This is a genomic window from Geobacillus sp. Y412MC52 (assembly GCF_000174795.2).
In the GTDB taxonomy this organism is placed as follows: domain Bacteria; phylum Bacillota; class Bacilli; order Bacillales; family Anoxybacillaceae; genus Geobacillus; species Geobacillus thermoleovorans.
This window is the reverse complement of record NC_014915.1, coordinates 562,139-577,963: the sequence shown is the minus strand read 5'-3', so window position 1 is coordinate 577,963 and position 15,825 is coordinate 562,139. Positions and strand designations below refer to the sequence as shown.

Below are 15,825 nucleotides of genomic sequence, written 5' to 3'. Positions count from 1 at the left end.
AAGGCCGTTTCGATGCGCTGCTGGGCAGAAAAAACGCCTAGGGGTTATCCCTAAGCGTTTTTTCGTTCCCTGGAGCGAAGCGATTGTTCTTTATGCAAGACCGACAGATAGACAAGCATCGAAAGGAGCACCGAACCGCTAGCAGCTAAATAAATGCTCGGATAGCCGAACCAATGGCTGATTTGGCCAAACACCATCGCCCCGACGCCGACCCCTAAATCAAAAAACGAGAAAAATGTCGCGTTCGCCATTCCCTTGCGGTGGGCAGGCGCCCGCTCGACGGACCACGCCTGCAGCCCCGGTTGCACCATGCCAAAGCCGAAACCGTACAGCACCGCCGCCAAAAGCAACGCCCATTCTCCCGGCAGCCAAGCGAGAAGAAGCATCGCCAGCAAAATAAGCCCCGCACCAGGGAGAAAGACGGCTCGATGCCCTTTTCGGTCATACAACTGGCCAGCGAACGTTCGCGTCACCATCAAGGCAAGCGCGTAAAGCAAAAAGTACAGTTGCAGGCCGCCGATCTGTTTTTGCGCCGTATATAGAGGCAAGAATGAGGCGATGCCGCCGAACGTCACCGTCAAGAAAAACAACAGCAACGACGGGGTCAAAGCGCTTTTTTCATACAAATCCCATCTGTTCGCCCCTTTGCCATGCACGGCTTCCGCTTTTTTATACGTGATCGCGGCGGCAAACAGCACCGAAGCGACTCCAAGCGCCGCACAAATGGCAAACAGATGGCTAAACGGAATCATAGCGGCAAGCACAAGTCCAAGCGACGGACCAAACGCCAAGGCGATATTCCCGGACAGCCCGTAATAGCCCATTCCTTCCCCGCGGCGACTCGCTGGAATGATGTCCGTCGCCACCGTCCCGGAAGCGGTTGTCGAAAACCCCCAGCCGATTCCTTGGACGACCCGCATCAAAAAGAGAAGGAAAATGCTTGAGATCAAGCTGTAGGAACCGACAGAAATGACAAAAATGAGAAGCCCCAATAAAAACACAAACCGGCGCCCTTTCGTCTCAAGCGCATGGCCGGCGAACGGACGGACGATGAGCGCCGAAAACGTAAACACACCGACGACAACGCCAATCAGCTGATCGTTGCCGCCCAAATGCTTGACAAACAGCGGAAGGGTCGGCAGCGTCATTTGAAACCCAAGAAACACAAAAAAATTGGCCAAACAAATCAAAACAAAATCTTTCGTCCATATTTTTTCTTTTTGTTCTGCAATAAGCGGCTGCTGCTCCGCTCCCATACCGATCCCCCTTGCGAACTATGTATTTCGTGTCCCTTAATATTTGTTAGTATAACATAATCCTATGCCGCCGTTTAAGCAAAATGCTATTTCACCGTTCTCCCGGCAGGATGACGACAAAAAAGCCCCGCCCAGCCGGCGGTTCCCGGTTGTTGTTTGCGCAGCACCATCCTTCTATGATGCATGAAGAAAAAAGCCACCGAAGAATCGGCAGCCTTTACCATCCTTTTCGTTTGCGCAACGACGCAACTTGCGCGGTATGATGTTTCCCATGCCATGCATACAACGCGGTCAATACATACAGCGGCATCTCCCCCGCTGCCCCTTCCGGCCGAACGGTTCGGTGAAAATCTGCCTCCGTCATCGATTCAAGCAACGCCGCCCATCGCGCATGCAGCCCGTCAAGCAATAAAAGCGACGGTTCAATGGGCAACGAGCAAGCATCGGCCGTTTTCGCCCATTCGCTTTCCGCAAACGGCTTCACCGTTGGGCCGTCTTCCGTCACTCCCCATTTCGTGCGCAAAAACGCATTCATGCTTGCATCAGCCAAATGATGGACGACTTGGGCAACCGTCCAGCCGCCGTCGCGATACGGCGTGTTCAGCTGCTCATCGTTCAAGCCGGAAACAGCGGTTCTTAAGTCGTTTGGCAGCCCGCGGATGGCAGCAATCCACTCTTGCACCTCCCCAGCCTCAAACTGCTGCGGCGCTTGAAACGTTCCGATCGGGTAGCGAATCGGATCGATCGTTGCCATGTTGATCATCCCCCTTCCGTATTCATTCATTCCACACGGAAAGGCAAATTCCTTCTTATTCTTTCCAGATGTATACACGCGCCTCGTACGGCTTCAGCTTAAAACGCGTCGCATTTTTATGCGGACGGACCGGGTAGTTCGAGAGCGCCAAATCGCTTGACTGAAGGCGGAAGCCGTCATAGCGGTAAAGTGAAGGACGATCGGATACGTTGACCATGATAAGCGCCCGATCGCGGCCAAGCGTTCTTGTGTACGCGTAAATGGATGGGTGGTTTTCCAAAAGCAGATCGTACGTTCCATAAACAAACAGCTCGTTCGCTTTCCGAAGCTGAATCATTTGTCGATAAAACGACCATACCGAGTTCGGGTCGCGCCGCTCGGCCTCGACATTGATCGTACGATAGTTTTCGTTCACCTTGATCCATGGCGTACCTGTCGTGAATCCAGCGTTTGGGGCACCAGACCATTGCATCGGGGTGCGCGAGTTGTCACGCCCGGTTTGCCAAATGATCTTCATCACTTCCTCATGCGTCCGGCCGTTCGCCCGTTCGAGTTCATACAGACGCAAGGCAGCGACATCGCGGTAGTCGCGAATGTCGGAAAATTGCACGTTCGTCATCCCGATCTCTTGCCCTTGGTAAATGAACGGCGTCCCTTGCATGAAAAAGTAGAGCGCGCCAAGCGCCTTCGCGCTCTCCGCCCAATACTCGCCGTCATTTCCCCATGTCGACACTGATCGAGGCAAGTCGTGGTTTTCCAAAAAGAGCGCGTTCCACCCACGGTTTTCCAATCCTTTTTGCCATTTCGTCAACGTCCGCTTCAGCCGGCGGACATCGATCGAACCATCGGCTTTCCTTTTCCAAAGCCCTAAATGCTCAAACTGAAAAATCATATGAAACACGCCGTTTTCTTCCCCGACCCATTGTTCGGCCTCATCAACCGTTACTCCGTTCGCCTCGCCGACCGTCATAATGTCATATCGTGCAAACGTTTGCTCTTTCAACTCTCGCAAATACTCCATAATCCCTGGCTGGTTCATGTGCGCAGCAAATGACGGCACGTACTTCAGCCCCTTCGGATTTGGCAAATCGGGAAGACCCGGCTTTTTCTTAATGTGGGAAATCGCGTCGATGCGAAAGCCGTCGATGCCTTTATCCAGCCACCAGTTGATCATCGCATAAAGCGCCCGCCGCACTTCGTCGTTTTCCCAATTCAAGTCGGGCTGTTTGACGTCAAAAATATGCAAGTAATACTGACCCGTCCGCTCGTCATACTGCCATGCCGAGCCGCCGAAAATGCTTTCCCAGTTGTTCGGTTCGCGCCCGTCTTTGCCGTCGCGCCAAATGTACCAGTCGCGCTTCGGATTGTCTCGCGATGACCGCGATTCGATAAACCACGGATGCTCATCACTCGTATGATTGATGACCAAATCCAAAATGATTTTCAACCCGCGCCGATGGGCTTGGGCAAGCAATTCATCGAAGTCATCCATCGTTCCAAACTCATCCATAATGGCATAATAATCGCTGATGTCATATCCGTTATCGGCGTTCGGCGACCGGTAAATCGGACAAATCCAAACGATGTCGACTCCAAGCTCCACCAAATAATCCAGCTTTTCGATGATGCCGCGAAGATCACCGATGCCGTCGCCGTTGGCATCCATAAAGCTGCGAGGATAAATTTGATACGCAACGCCTTCTTTCCACCATGTTTTTTTCAAGGCTGCCTCCTCCTTGCGCACACGTTTTCACTATTAACTGTACACTATATTGGTGCGGTAAACAACTTCTCTTTTTCTCAAAAAAACAGCCGGTTGGCGGGGCTGCACGCTCCTGCCAACCGGCTGGGGTTGATCAACTCGTTGCGCGGCTCGCTTCGTAAATTTTTAAATTGTGATATACTGCCTCAAGCATCGGGGCATGGATGCCATGCCGTTTCGCCAATGCCAGCAAATACCCTTGCAAATGGTCGGCTTCGATGAGCTGTCCTTTTTCCATATCGCGCTGCATGGACGACTTCATCGTTGGGGCGATCTGTTCGAGCTGGGTGCGTTGCCGCTCGGCCATTTCATCGGTCAACGGCGCCCCATGCGCCTGGATGATCGTTTTGATTTCGCGAAACAGCCGGTCGATGATGACGCTCCCGTACTCGCCGGAGCGAATCGGCCCGATCGGGGCGCGGAACAGCGTCGTCACGCCCGACATCGTCGCAATGAACAAATATTTATTCCACATATCAACCGCAATTTGTTCGCTTAGGCGAAAGCAGGCGTTGGCGCCGGCAAACAACGATGCAAGCACCTCCGTTCGCTCGCTCCGCCCGTTTGGCCATTCACCGAAACGCATCTCATGCGCCGGGCTCGTTTGGATGATCTCCCCTCTCTCGTTTAACGTCGTTTCGATAAAGCAAAGCCCGCCTAAGACATTCTCGCGGCCGAACGCCTTCCATAACGCCTCCATATGGGCCATGCCGTTTAACAACGGCAAAATCATCGTCGCCTCTCCAACATACGGTTTCGCGTCGGCGATGGCGCCGTCTAAATGGTACGCTTTGCTTGAGAACACGACAAGATCAAATGGCTCGGCCGATTCGCCGGCAACAAGCAATTTCGGCGCCAATACCGCATCGCCATGGATGCTGTGGATGACAAGCCCGTATTTCTCCAGTTCCTGTTTTCTGCGCTCGCGGACAAGAAACGTTACGTCCACCCCTTTTTCAAGAAGACGGCCGCCGAAATACCCGCCGACCGCTCCCGCTCCGACAAACAGAATGCGCATCGTATGTACAGCTCCTTTCTCTACTTGAGGGTTGATCCAACGCTCCCAACGTCTTTCACAAAAGCCATGCCGCCAATCGAACATGTTTCTCCACGATGATGAACAAGAAGAAAAAAGGAAGAAGGGAACGCGCCCCTCCTTCCTTCTCGTCCGCTAGCAGCAACGCGACACTTTGCCGCCTTTGGCATTGTAGCGCGCCTCTTGCGCCTCGCAGAAAAACTCTTTCCGCGACTTGATCGGCTCGCCAGGGTGATGGGTTTTCATATGCTCGACATATTTTTCATAACTCGGCACACCGACAAGCAAGTCAAGAAACTGCCGGCGATAAGCCAAAACGTTTTGCAGCCATTTAGGCATAGTGCTTCGCTCCTTCTCCATCACGCGGCACGTACGGCGCTTCTTTGAGCGGCACATGTTTGTTTTGCAACACTTTGATCCAGATGTTCAACGCCGAGATCAGCATCGCGATCACAACGAGCATGAAAATCGCGCACAATGTCGCATCAATGTAATCGTTCATAATAATTTGCCGCATTTGCGCCTCATTCGTTGCCGGCGCCAAAATTTTGCCTTGGCTCAAGCTGTCTTGGAACATTTTCGCATGCGACAAGAAACCAATTTTGACATTTTCGTGGAACAGTTTTTGATACCCGGCCGTCAGCGTGACGACCAAAAGCCATGTTGTCGGCACGAGCGTGACCCAAACATATGCCTTTTTGCCCATTTTAAATAGAACCGTCGTCGCAAACAACAAGGCGATGCCAGCCAACATTTGGTTGGCGATGCCAAACAGCGGCCATAGCGTGTTGATGCCGCCCAGTGGATCGACGACGCCTTGGTACAGGAAGTAGCCCCACGCCAGTACGCAAAGGGTCGTGGCGATCAAGTTTGAGACAAGCGAATCCGTTTTGCCGAGCGGTTTGTAGAACGTCCCCATAATATCTTGGATCATAAAGCGGCCGACGCGCGTGCCGGCGTCAATTGTCGTCAAGATGAACAGCGCTTCAAACAGGATAGCAAAGTGATACCAGAACGCCATAAGCGCCTTGCCGCCGATGACGCTCGATAAAATGTGCGCCATCCCGATCGCCAACGTCGGCGCCCCGCCCGTGCGCGACAACACCGTTTGTTCGCCGACGTCTTTCGCCAGCTGCGCAAGCATATCCGGCGTTACGGTGAAGCCCCATGACGATACCACTTTTGCCGCCTGCGCCACGTCTGTGCCAATCACCGCCGCCGGGCTGTTGATGGCAAAATACGCCCCTGGCGTCAAGACGCAAGCCGCTACCATCGCCATGACAGCGACGAACGATTCCATCAACATCGCGCCGTAGCCGATCGGCCGCGCATGGCTTTCAAGCTCAATCATCTTCGGCGTTGTGCCGGATGAAACAAGCGAGTGGAATCCAGACACCGCGCCGCAAGCAATCGTGATGAACAAGAACGGGAACAAGTCGCCTGCAAACACCGGCCCCGTGCCGTCGATAAATTTCGTCACCGCCGGCATTTGCAAGTCCGGCATGACGACGAAAATGCCAAGCGCCAGTCCGACGATCGTGCCGATTTTCAAGAACGTGCTCAAATAGTCGCGCGGCGCCAACAACAGCCATACCGGCAACGCCGAAGCGACAAAGCCATAAATGATCATTAAGATGGCGATCGTTTCCCCTTTTAGCGTAAACATCGCCGAGAGCGTCGGGTGCTCCGCGACATATTGCCCGACCACGATCGACAAAATCAACAGCACAAATCCCCCAAGCGACGCTTCAGCAACGCGCCCCGGACGGATGAAGCGCATGTAAATACCCATCAAAATCGCAATCGGGATCGTTGCGGCGATCGTAAACATCCCCCAAGGGCTTCCGACAAGCGCTTTCACGACAACGAGCGCCAATACGGCCAATAAAATAATCATAATGCCCAAAATGCCAAGCGCTGCGATCAAGCCCGTCACCGGACCCATTTCTTCCTTAATCATTTCGCCGAGCGACTTCCCGTTGCGGCGCATCGAAGCGAACAAAATGACAAAGTCTTGAACCGCTCCGCCGAGCACAACGCCGATCACAATCCAAAGCGTCCCCGGCAAATACCCCATCTGCGCGGCCAGAATCGGTCCGACAAGCGGTCCCGCACCCGCAATAGCGGCAAAGTGATGGCCAAATAGCACCCATTTGTTCGTCGGAACATAGTCCTTCCCGTCATTGAACACTTCCGCTGGCGTTTTCCGGTTATCATCAAGACCGAACACTTTGCGGGCGATAAACCGGCTGTAAAATCGATAGGCGACCGCATACGTGCAGACGGCGGCGACGATCAGCCACATGGCGTTGACCGATTCGCCGCGGCTTAAAGCCAAAATGGCAAACGCTGCGGCCCCAAGGACGGAAATCAGGCCCCATAACAAAATCGATTTTAGCCCCTTCACACGGCTTCCTCCTTTTTTATTTGTCAAAATCCTTTACGTCACTATTATATTCATTATTCTGAAAAATTTAAAGACATTTTTTCATCTTCAACTAACGTATCGTTTGGTTCTATAGGAACGTTTTTCCCCATTCCTATTTCACAAAAGTATAAAACAAGTCTTTGGCGCAAAAAATGTAATTGCACCCATCGGCTTAACCAGCAACTGACCATGAAGCACCCATCGATTGTCCCCAGCTCCATCTGACGGTGCAACGGACGAAGCAACGATCAACTAATATTATCTCAGTAAAGGGTTCGAGAAGGTGAAGGCGATCGAAGCATTGTTATGGAGCATTGCTTTGCCTGGATTCGGGCAACTGTTGAACAAAAAGTATATAAAAGGAATTTTGTTTATTGCGTTGGAATTTGTGATTAACACCCAATCTCATTTCAATGAAGCCATCCGCCTCAGCTTTTTGGGACGTACGGATGAGGCCGCCCGCATTGTCGATATCGGATGGCTGATGTTTTATCCATGTTTATACTTTTTTGCCATGTGGGATGCGTTTAAAGACGCTGGCGGCGGGCAAACGCCGTACTCGTTTTTGCCGTTTGTCGTCTCCGCCTACTTTGTGACGGTCGGCTTGATGTATTCATCGCACGTGACGATCGGCGACGTGTTTTTTGGGCCGATTTGGCTGCCGATTTTATCTGTCATCCCCGGGCTCTCCATTGGATGGCTGCTGCAATTTCTGCTGCTGAAATGGAAATAGCCATCCGCTTGGTGATTGCCCCACCACAAAAGCCGCCAATTACTCATTGGCGGCTTTCGGTTGCGGCTCTTTGGCGCTTTTTCGTTTTTTCATCGTTCCCACCCCAATGACCGCAGCGACAACGAGCAACTCAAATCCATACTTCACAACAGGATTAGCAAAATACGCCTTTAAAAACGGCTCATCGACGATCATTTTCGCCGCCGTCCAGGCGAGGACGCCAGCGCCGATCGTAATGATGATCGGGAAGCGCTCGATCCATTTTAAAATGAGCGTGCTGCCCCACACCATGATCGGAACGGAAATGAGCAACCCGAGAACAACCAGGAGAAAGCTTCCATGCGCCGCACCAGCGACCGCCAACACGTTGTCAAGCCCCATCAACGCATCAGCAATGATGATCGTGCGAATCGCTTCCCATAAATTTCCCCCGGCTTCAACATCGTCGTGTCCCTTCCCCTCAACAAGCAGCTTATAGGCGATCCAGACCAGCAGCACGCCGCCGACAAGCAAAAGCCCTGGGATTTTCAGCAGCCATACGACAAAAATCGTCGCCAACGCCCGGATGACGACAGCGCCTACCGTCCCCCAGACAACGGCCTTTTTTTGCTGGTGTTTGGGCAAGTTGCGGGCCGCCAATCCGATCACAATGGCGTTATCCCCTGCCAGCAAAAGATCAATAATGACGATCGAAAGCAACGCCGTCCAAAACTCTGCTGACAACAGATCCATGGAAGAATCCCCCTTTACAAGTTATATTTTTCTTTTAACTCACATTTCGCACCCTTCCGACGAAAATCGGGAGGATTTTTTGTTCCGATGTCGAATGAATCCTTGACACACAAGGAACGTAAAGGAGTTTTTCTCTCATGAATGTGAAAGTCAAAGGGGTCTATCGTAATGGTTATTTGAATATAATAAGTGTTCTAGTCAAAAAACTCGACATCCCCCACTTGATTGACCATCTTGTGCCCGTCGATCCACAGTGCCAAACGCGAGTCAGCGATGCCGTTCAGGCCATCCTTTACAATCTATTTGACGGCCGGCAAGCCCTGGTTCACTTAGAACGATGGGCTCAGGAGATCGATCTGGAGAAACTCATCCGTCCCGGTCTCCATCCTTCCTGGTTGAACGACGATGCCTTGGCCCGTCATCTCGACCGCTTGTATGAGGCCGATATTCACAAGGTCATCAGCACTTGCTTGATTCACATTTATCGCAAAGAAGGCCTTTCCCTCCGAGCCTTTCACGCCGATACGACAGACAAAACTGTTTACGGAGCGTATGAATCGGCCTCATTAGAGGCTTTGCAGATCACACATGGCTATAACCGCCATCACCGTTGGCAAAAACAGATCGGCTTCGGGCTGGTCGGCAACGAGGATGGCATCCCGTTTTACGGCGATGTGCATGACGGCAATCTATCGGATAAGGCGTGGAATCCTGAGGTGCTGTCGCGGATCCACGAACAGTTCAAACAAGCCAAGATCGACGACGAATGGATTTACGTGGCCGATTCCGCCGCGATGACGAAAGACACCTTGGCGCAGACAAAAGCCGCCCGTGCCTTTTTGATCACCAGAGGCCCTTCGTCGCTTCGAATCGTGAAACAGGCGCTCGCGGAGGCCGATTCGCCTCACATCCCGTGGAGCGAACCCTTTACCCTAGCGGAGAGAAACGGCGCCACGTACCGGGTATGGGAAACGGCCGCGACCTATGAAGGCCACCCGGTTCGGCTGATCGTCGTCGAATCGAGCGCGCTCGACCAGCGCAAAGGAAAAACGCTCGAAAAAGAGCGGGTCAAAGAAGCGGAGCTTCTTCGCGAGGAACAAGTCCGTTGGGAGCGCCACCCCTTCTCCTGCCGCGAAGACGCCGAACAAGCCTTGACGTCCCTCAAGGCGTCCCTTCGCCCTCGGTTTCATCGAGTGGAGGCCGCGGTCGAAGAGATCGTGCGTCCGAAAAAACGGCGCGGACGGCCGAAAAAAGGGGCGGAACCCGAGACGGAGACGCTGTACACCCTTCGCCTAAACGTCGAATTCGACCAACCGGCATGGGAACAGGCAAGACGGAAAGCGTCCCGGTTTGTCCTCGTCACGACCGTTCCGAAGGAATGGAAGGGCCAACAAATGGATGCCCAAGAGATCTTGAAGCTGTATAAAGGGCAAATCTCGGTGGAAATGAACTTCGCGTTTTTGAAAGATCCGTTTTTCACGGATGAGATTTATGTCAAAAAACCAGAACGGGTCGCCGTATTGGGCTATCTATTTCTCTTGGCCTTGGCGATTTACCGCGTTTTTCAGCGCCGGGTGCGTCAGTTCATCACACCAGAACGCCCGTTAAAGGGCGCGGGAGGCCGCAAGCTGACCCGGCCAACGGGACAGGCGATTTTTCAGCTGTTTCAATATGTGAACGTCATCCTGCTGGAGCTGCCAGACGGGCGCATCCAACGCGCACTGGATCGCTCCCTCAACCCGGATCAGCGAAGGATTCTGCAGGGATTGGGCATGGATGAGAGCATCTACGTCTAACATGATACAGAACGACTAGCGATGGTAAAAAAAGGATTGCCATCGCTCGTTGTGTTGGTCAAAAAGTTATTCTGAAAAACTAAATAAAAAATCCTTTGTTTTGACCTTGTTAGGGTGCGAAATGTGAGTTTTAATGAAATAGGTGCCATGTTAATGATTTGTTGCAAAATAAATAGGAAGACGGCCAAATCATCGATCAAACCAAACAACGCAAGCCAATCCGGAATGAGGTCAAGCGGCAGCGCTATATACAAAAGCAGCAAACCGACGGAAAACAATTTTTTTCGCATTGGCACTTCATGAGAAACGAAAAATTCGAACAAAAACGGTAGAAAACGCCGGACATGGACGATGAACCGAAGCCGTTTCCACCATTTGCGCATGCCATCCCCTCCACTTTTTGTTCTTTTGAAGCCGAACCTATCTTCTTTTACGATTATCTTCCCCCCTTTTGTTTCATGACATGAAAGAAGACCTTTACCATCCTTGGTAAAGGCCTTCATAAATAAAAGAGACCTTTACCCACATCGGTAAAGGTCTCGCTAACAACGTCGCCGTTGCCAACAAAGCCGAGGGCGTGCGCCCTGAACTGACGACTTTGCTGTTAAAGCTACTCCCCTTTAACAAAAGAAACTATATTCGTTTTTATATTTCCATGATATTCAATATTTATACCTGTTGTCAACTCTTTTTCTTGACAAGAAATGAATCCAATTTATTGCCCCGCCGTAAACTTCAAACCAATGACTCCGACAAGAATGCAAAGCAAAAACGTCACCCGCGGCGCGTTGACCGGCTCGTTGAGAAACAACATGCCGACCAAGGCCGCCCCGAGCGCTCCGATTCCCGTCCACACCGCATAGGCGGTGCCGATCGGCAACGTTTTTATCGCCAGTGATAAAAAGTAAAAGCTCGCCGCCATCCCCGCAATCGTCACAACAGAAGGCCAAAAGCGGGCAAACCCGTTCGTATATTTCAGCGCGATCGCCCATACAACTTCGAACAAACCAGCAACTATTAAACAAACCCACGCCATGCCCCGTCCTCCTTTTTTAGCGAAAATAAAAAAGCCGCGAGAACGATCGAAACGATGCTCCTCCCGGGCTTTTGTCCCTCCGTGTACGCGAGCCGCGCCGCGCGTTTTCTCTCGGTCGCAGTCCAGCTGCCAGGCAGCTGCGGAACCCTAGAAAACATTCCCTGTATTTACTTGACTGCCAATCAGTATAACACGTCAGCCAAACGCTTGCAATCCATCCGCCTTCCGCGTATTTCCGACAGATGAAGGCCGAGGGGGCCCCCATCCGTCTTACACCGGGTCGTTATCGACGCCACTGTACGATTCAATCGCTTGATCCAGCGCCCGATACGCCTCAGCGAAGGCGTTCGCCGCCGATTCATCTCCAGCCTCGGCCAGCTCCATTCGTGCATTGCGCGCATGGGCGACGGCGCGAATGACGTCTTCAATCATTTGTTTCTTCTCCCCAGCGCTCGCCTTCAATTGTTCAAGCTCATGGAGCGCCCCGTCAAGGCTCGTCGAACGTGGTTCGTCAAATGCTTGTTCCAACTGTTCTTTCACACGCTGCAACACTTCTTTCATGATCGCCCACCCTTCCTTGATTCGTTGTCATCCGCTAGTGTGAGCGATTGGCGGCAAACTATGCATTACCAAGACGCTGAAATTGTGTTTACTCCTTATCCCGACCCACTGGGCAATGGCGATCATAAGCGGAATCCCAACGCCGATCGTGGCGTAAATGATGTGAAACGTCAGCGTCAACTCTGTCAGCACGCGGCTGAGCCACACTGGATCATACTCGCGCATGTTTCATCCCCACTGTGAAAACAGCCGTCCCATCAACGAAACGAACACGGCCGCTGCCGCCAAAAAACTAATCCATATGAGCCACGTTTCTTGCCGTTTCCACACGTTCATTCCCCCCGTAAAGTCCTACATGACATAATTGTGATAAACATCACAAACCAGTTGTGTTTATTATCCCATAAACTTCCCGCTCTTATCCATCGCAAATTCGAATAATTTGCGACGTTTTTCACATATTCGTCGTGACAAACAAAAAAAGCAGGATGCCCTGCCGTTCGTGATCACAAATACTTCCGATGCACCGTCTTCCCGTCATACGTAAACAACATCGGCTTCTCTTCAACAACCGTCTCCATATGAACCGGCCGTCCCCACAGTTGATAAATGTACGGCAATACTTTTTCCAAATATTTTAAGTCAAGCTCAATCCCCTCATACCAATGCTTCAAATACAGCTCCCCATTGCGCATGTAGTCGCCGTCATTGACAGTGATATACGGAAACCCGCCGTTGACCCGCATGCTGACGAGTTGGTCGCGGATATGCTCCCAGTTTTTGTCGACGATTTTATATTCTTTTCCCTGTTTTTGGAACAAATACATATCTTCGCGCATGACGAGCTCTTTCGTCAAATAGTTGCGCAAAAACGAAATGTCGGATTCCAGTTCGCGCACTTCAAAAATTTTCGCCCTCCCCGACCCCGGCTTGACGCCGTATTTTTTCATCTCCTCAGTCGGGTTGTTCCACCGCTCTTCAATGTCTTCAAAAATTTTCAGTCCTAAATAATACGGATTGATGCCGGTGCGCGACGGTTGCACGACGTTGGCGTTCAGTTTCGCAAATTCAATCGCCTCATCGCTCGTCAAATCCATCTCGCGCAAAATGCGCTGATGCCAATACGTCGCCCATCCTTCGTTCATGATTTTCGTCTCCAGCTGCGGCCAAAAATAAAGCATTTCCTCGCGCATCATCGTTAAAATGTCGCGTTGCCAATCCTCCAGTTCGCGGCTGTATTCTTCAATGAACAATAGCACATCTTTTTCCGGTTGCGGCGGAAACTTGCGCCGTTTTTTTCGCGGCGGCGTTTTCAGTTTGTTCCGCTCGTCAAGCGACCATAAATCGTCGTACGGCGTCGATGTTTTCGGAGGCTCCTCCTCTTCGTACACTTCCGTATCTTCCCACGTCCATGACAGCTTCGGCCGCAGGAGCGAGGGATCGATATGCTCCTGAATGGCCAAGACGGCATCCAAAAATTTTTCCACTTCCAATTTTCCGTATTGATGTTCATAATGCTTGATCCGCTCCGCTGTCGCCGCCATGCTTTCCACCATATCGCGCTTCGTGTTGCTGAAGCGGACGTTGTTTTTGAAAAAGTCGCTGTGAGCCAACACATGGGCGACGATCAGCTTATTTTGGATGAGCGTATTCGTATCAAGCAAAAACGCGTAGCAAGGATCCGAGTTAATGACAAGTTCGTAAATTTTGCTTAACCCTAAGTCATAATGGAGCTTCATTTTGTAAAACTGTTTCCCGAAACTCCAGTGGGAAAACCGCGTCGGCATCCCGTAAGCGCCAAACGTATAAAGAATGTCCGCCGGGCAAATCTCATAGCGCATCGGGTAAAAATCAAGCCCAAATCCTTCTGCGATTTCCGTAATTTCCGCAATCGCCCGTTCCAACTCTTTCAGCTCGTCCTGCCGCATCCATCTCCCCCCTTTTTCCTCTTATCACAATGTATGAGGAAAAAGAAATTTTGATACGTTGAATCATTGCCCATGCTTTCCATTTCAATATCCTAATGCTGGTTAAAAAGAGATCGTGTCATATACGCTTGTTTCGGATGGTTTATTTGCTCTGGATATAGCGGTTCTAATTTCCCTTCCTTAAGCAATCGTGAAATGTACTTTTTGCGAAGAGGATCCATCTGCCTATTCAGTAATTGACTTAATTCTTTGAGCGTTAACGGCTTAATTGCACAAAGATTTAAAATGATCTCATCCATTTCGGAAGGATTTAATCTCTTTTTCTTCCTTGCTAATTCAGAAATATCCAATAGCACTTTTTCATGATCTTTTGTTTGTTCGTTTTCGTTAGGTCCGGAGTTAGCAGCGTTAGGTCCGGAGCTTATCCGATTATATCTGGAGTTCCCTATAGACTTTTGATGAAACATTTCCGTTAGCGTATATTTTGTACCTCTTCCTTGTCCATTTGGTTCTAAATATCCTTTTTCCACAAGTCCGGATAATAATTTGCTTATTTCATCACTCTTTTTATCTGTCAGGCTTTGCAATCTCGTATTAGTCACATAATTTTCTTGATGTGCCGTCACTAAAATTAATACTTCATCATTGGTTAAAAACTTATAATGTTTCCCAAGAACTGCTTTTAGAAAATCGACGCTTTCCTGCGGTAATAATGAAGTTGTTCGCAATGTAAGAATCGTGCGATCCGGCTGAAATTCTTCAATTAATTCCGGGGCAGTCCAATGTTGTTCTTTCCACGCCAAATGAATATTCTCAATCCCCGACCCTGCTCGTTCACCGAGTCCGATTAACATAAACATTTTAAAAATGGTTGGATTTCTCGGATCACTTATTCCACCTTTCAGCGCTTGTTGCAAAGGAATCCGAAGAACACCCGGGTTGGAAAATCGAAATAACATCTTTTCCTTTTCGATAACAATTCCGAGTTGCCCGTAGTAATCGGCATGAGCCAACGTATTGACTAAAGCCTCACGAAGAGCAGCGTGCACCCTTGTATCATCCTTGCGAAAAAGCCCCTCCATTTGAAAAGGAATGTTTAAATCATCCGTTAGTCTGCGGATCACTTTAAAATAAAAATCATACAAATTCCCCGACCAAGTGCCGTCGGAAGAAATAATCCGGTCTGTCCATCTCTCTCCCGGCACATCCGAACTCTTTTCCCGATATTCCAAAAAATACTGTGGTAAATACTCTGTAATACTGCGCTCTTCCCCAAACATGAGCAATCCAGCTAATGTTAGCCCTTCCTCGTTGGTTTCGCGTAACCTTCCCAAAGCTCCAATTTTATATAAAAATTCTTCCAATTCTAATCCATTCCAAGGATGATCTGGTTTTAAAGAGGAAAAACGATTTCGATAACTTCTCACCGATTCCATATTCAAATCATGTAAACCGTAATTGGGAAGAACTTTGCTGTCTTGAGGAATTGGAGATTGATCCGCTATCATTCGCTGTACTTCTTCTTTTGTACATTTATAGTCTCCTTCATAATTGCGGCGATATGTACCCGTAAAAGGATTATGACCAATATAAATTGGCTTGTCCTCACGTGAAGCTCTTGGAACATAAATTTTCACGATTTCTTTTCCATCAACTTCAATAATTTCTACATTTCGATCCACTAAGATATTTTTACTAATCCTTTGTGGATTATTAATTCCATCCCAAAAGTCTTTAACTAACTGTAGATGAGCATTTTTCATTACAATAATTTCCATGGTTAGAGAGACAAACAGGGTACCC

At 50.2% G+C, this 15,825-nt stretch carries 13 protein-coding genes, 2 pseudogenes and 1 riboswitch; of the genes and pseudogenes, 2 read left to right on the top strand and 13 right to left on the bottom strand.

Features of this window, described 5'->3' with window-relative positions:
- Positions 1–50: 50 nt before the first annotated feature.
- From GYMC52_RS02990 to GYMC52_RS02965, 6 genes are all read right to left on the bottom strand, one after another.
- Entirely contained in the window at positions 51–1,256 is a 1,206-nt protein-coding gene (locus tag GYMC52_RS02990; protein WP_013523025.1) for an MFS transporter, read from the bottom strand.
- Positions 1,257–1,473: 217 nt separating this feature from the next.
- Positions 1,474–2,010: a YfiT family bacillithiol transferase gene (locus GYMC52_RS02985; RefSeq protein WP_013523024.1), complete on the bottom strand. Its 537-nt coding sequence runs from the start codon at positions 2,008–2,010 to the stop codon at positions 1,474–1,476.
- Between the two features lie 55 nt (positions 2,011–2,065).
- The gene (locus GYMC52_RS02980; RefSeq protein ID WP_013146267.1) at positions 2,066–3,733 is read right to left on the bottom strand and encodes a glycoside hydrolase family 13 protein; all 1,668 of its coding nucleotides are present in this window, start codon (positions 3,731–3,733) and stop codon (positions 2,066–2,068) included.
- A 133-nt stretch (positions 3,734–3,866) separates the two neighbouring features.
- On the bottom strand, positions 3,867–4,790 hold the full coding sequence (locus GYMC52_RS02975) for a ketopantoate reductase family protein (RefSeq protein WP_013523023.1): 924 nt from the start codon (positions 4,788–4,790) through the stop codon (positions 3,867–3,869).
- 153 nt (positions 4,791–4,943) lie between these two features.
- A complete protein-coding gene (locus GYMC52_RS02970; protein ID WP_011230117.1) occupies positions 4,944–5,147 on the bottom strand; it encodes a YbdD/YjiX family protein in 204 nt (67 codons plus the stop codon).
- Positions 5,140–7,215 carry a carbon starvation CstA family protein gene (locus GYMC52_RS02965; protein ID WP_013523022.1) on the bottom strand — a complete coding sequence of 692 codons (2,076 nt, stop codon included), beginning with the start codon at positions 7,213–7,215 and terminating at the stop codon, positions 5,140–5,142. Before GYMC52_RS02965 ends, GYMC52_RS02970 begins: the two co-directional genes overlap by 8 nt.
- Before the next feature lie 304 nt (positions 7,216–7,519).
- Here GYMC52_RS02965 and GYMC52_RS02960 point away from each other — a divergent pair, with 304 nt between their 5' ends.
- On the top strand, positions 7,520–7,969 hold the full coding sequence (locus tag GYMC52_RS02960; protein WP_013523021.1) for a hypothetical protein: 450 nt from the start codon (positions 7,520–7,522) through the stop codon (positions 7,967–7,969).
- 39 nt (positions 7,970–8,008) lie between these two features.
- Here the strand turns inward: GYMC52_RS02960 and GYMC52_RS02955 are convergent, their stop codons facing one another.
- Positions 8,009–8,701, bottom strand: coding sequence for a TerC family protein (locus tag GYMC52_RS02955; RefSeq protein ID WP_013523020.1), 693 nt, complete (start codon positions 8,699–8,701; stop codon positions 8,009–8,011).
- A gap of 137 nt (positions 8,702–8,838) precedes the next feature.
- Here GYMC52_RS02955 and GYMC52_RS02950 point away from each other — a divergent pair, with 137 nt between their 5' ends.
- On the top strand, positions 8,839–10,497 hold the full coding sequence (locus GYMC52_RS02950) for an IS1634 family transposase (protein WP_012820529.1): 1,659 nt from the start codon (positions 8,839–8,841) through the stop codon (positions 10,495–10,497).
- A 128-nt stretch (positions 10,498–10,625) separates the two neighbouring features.
- On the opposite strand, the pseudogene GYMC52_RS02945 reads toward GYMC52_RS02950, so the two are convergent.
- From GYMC52_RS02945 to GYMC52_RS02920, 6 genes and pseudogenes are all read right to left on the bottom strand, one after another.
- Positions 10,626–10,880: pseudogene (locus GYMC52_RS02945) on the bottom strand (DUF1232 domain-containing protein); the annotation flags it as partial.
- Positions 10,881–11,212: 332 nt separating this feature from the next.
- Complete coding sequence (locus tag GYMC52_RS02940) at positions 11,213–11,533, bottom strand: DMT family transporter (RefSeq protein ID WP_013523018.1); 321 nt, start codon at positions 11,531–11,533, stop codon at positions 11,213–11,215.
- Positions 11,534–11,591: 58 nt separating this feature from the next.
- A riboswitch (guanidine-I (ykkC/yxkD leader) is annotated at positions 11,592–11,695 on the bottom strand.
- 108 nt (positions 11,696–11,803) lie between these two features.
- The gene (locus GYMC52_RS02935) at positions 11,804–12,094 is read right to left on the bottom strand and encodes a hypothetical protein (RefSeq protein ID WP_013523017.1); all 291 of its coding nucleotides are present in this window, start codon (positions 12,092–12,094) and stop codon (positions 11,804–11,806) included.
- Between the two features lie 66 nt (positions 12,095–12,160).
- Positions 12,161–12,319: pseudogene (locus GYMC52_RS02930) on the bottom strand (cytochrome ubiquinol oxidase subunit I); the annotation flags it as partial.
- Positions 12,320–12,600: 281 nt separating this feature from the next.
- The gene (locus GYMC52_RS02925; RefSeq protein WP_013523016.1) at positions 12,601–14,022 is read right to left on the bottom strand and encodes a SpoVR family protein; all 1,422 of its coding nucleotides are present in this window, start codon (positions 14,020–14,022) and stop codon (positions 12,601–12,603) included.
- Between the two features lie 92 nt (positions 14,023–14,114).
- Positions 14,115–15,785 carry an ATP-binding protein gene (locus GYMC52_RS02920; RefSeq protein WP_230982732.1) on the bottom strand — a complete coding sequence of 557 codons (1,671 nt, stop codon included), beginning with the start codon at positions 15,783–15,785 and terminating at the stop codon, positions 14,115–14,117.
- Positions 15,786–15,825 lie beyond the last annotated feature (40 nt).

Coding starts and splice junctions, on each gene's coding strand:
- GYMC52_RS02990 (WP_013523025.1), bottom strand. CDS start 1,256: ATGGGAGCGGAGCAGCAGCCGCTTATTGCAGAACAAAAAGAAAAAATA.
- GYMC52_RS02975 (WP_013523023.1), bottom strand. CDS start 4,790: ATGCGCATTCTGTTTGTCGGAGCGGGAGCGGTCGGCGGGTATTTCGGC.
- GYMC52_RS02920 (WP_230982732.1), bottom strand. CDS start 15,785: ATGAAAAATGCTCATCTACAGTTAGTTAAAGACTTTTGGGATGGAATT.
- GYMC52_RS02985 (WP_013523024.1), bottom strand. CDS start 2,010: ATGGCAACGATCGATCCGATTCGCTACCCGATCGGAACGTTTCAAGCG.
- GYMC52_RS02955 (WP_013523020.1), bottom strand. CDS start 8,701: ATGGATCTGTTGTCAGCAGAGTTTTGGACGGCGTTGCTTTCGATCGTC.
- GYMC52_RS02935 (WP_013523017.1), bottom strand. CDS start 12,094: ATGAAAGAAGTGTTGCAGCGTGTGAAAGAACAGTTGGAACAAGCATTT.
- GYMC52_RS02970 (WP_011230117.1), bottom strand. CDS start 5,147: ATGCCTAAATGGCTGCAAAACGTTTTGGCTTATCGCCGGCAGTTTCTT.
- GYMC52_RS02940 (WP_013523018.1), bottom strand. CDS start 11,533: ATGGCGTGGGTTTGTTTAATAGTTGCTGGTTTGTTCGAAGTTGTATGG.
- GYMC52_RS02950 (WP_012820529.1), top strand. CDS start 8,839: ATGAATGTGAAAGTCAAAGGGGTCTATCGTAATGGTTATTTGAATATA.
- GYMC52_RS02925 (WP_013523016.1), bottom strand. CDS start 14,022: ATGCGGCAGGACGAGCTGAAAGAGTTGGAACGGGCGATTGCGGAAATT.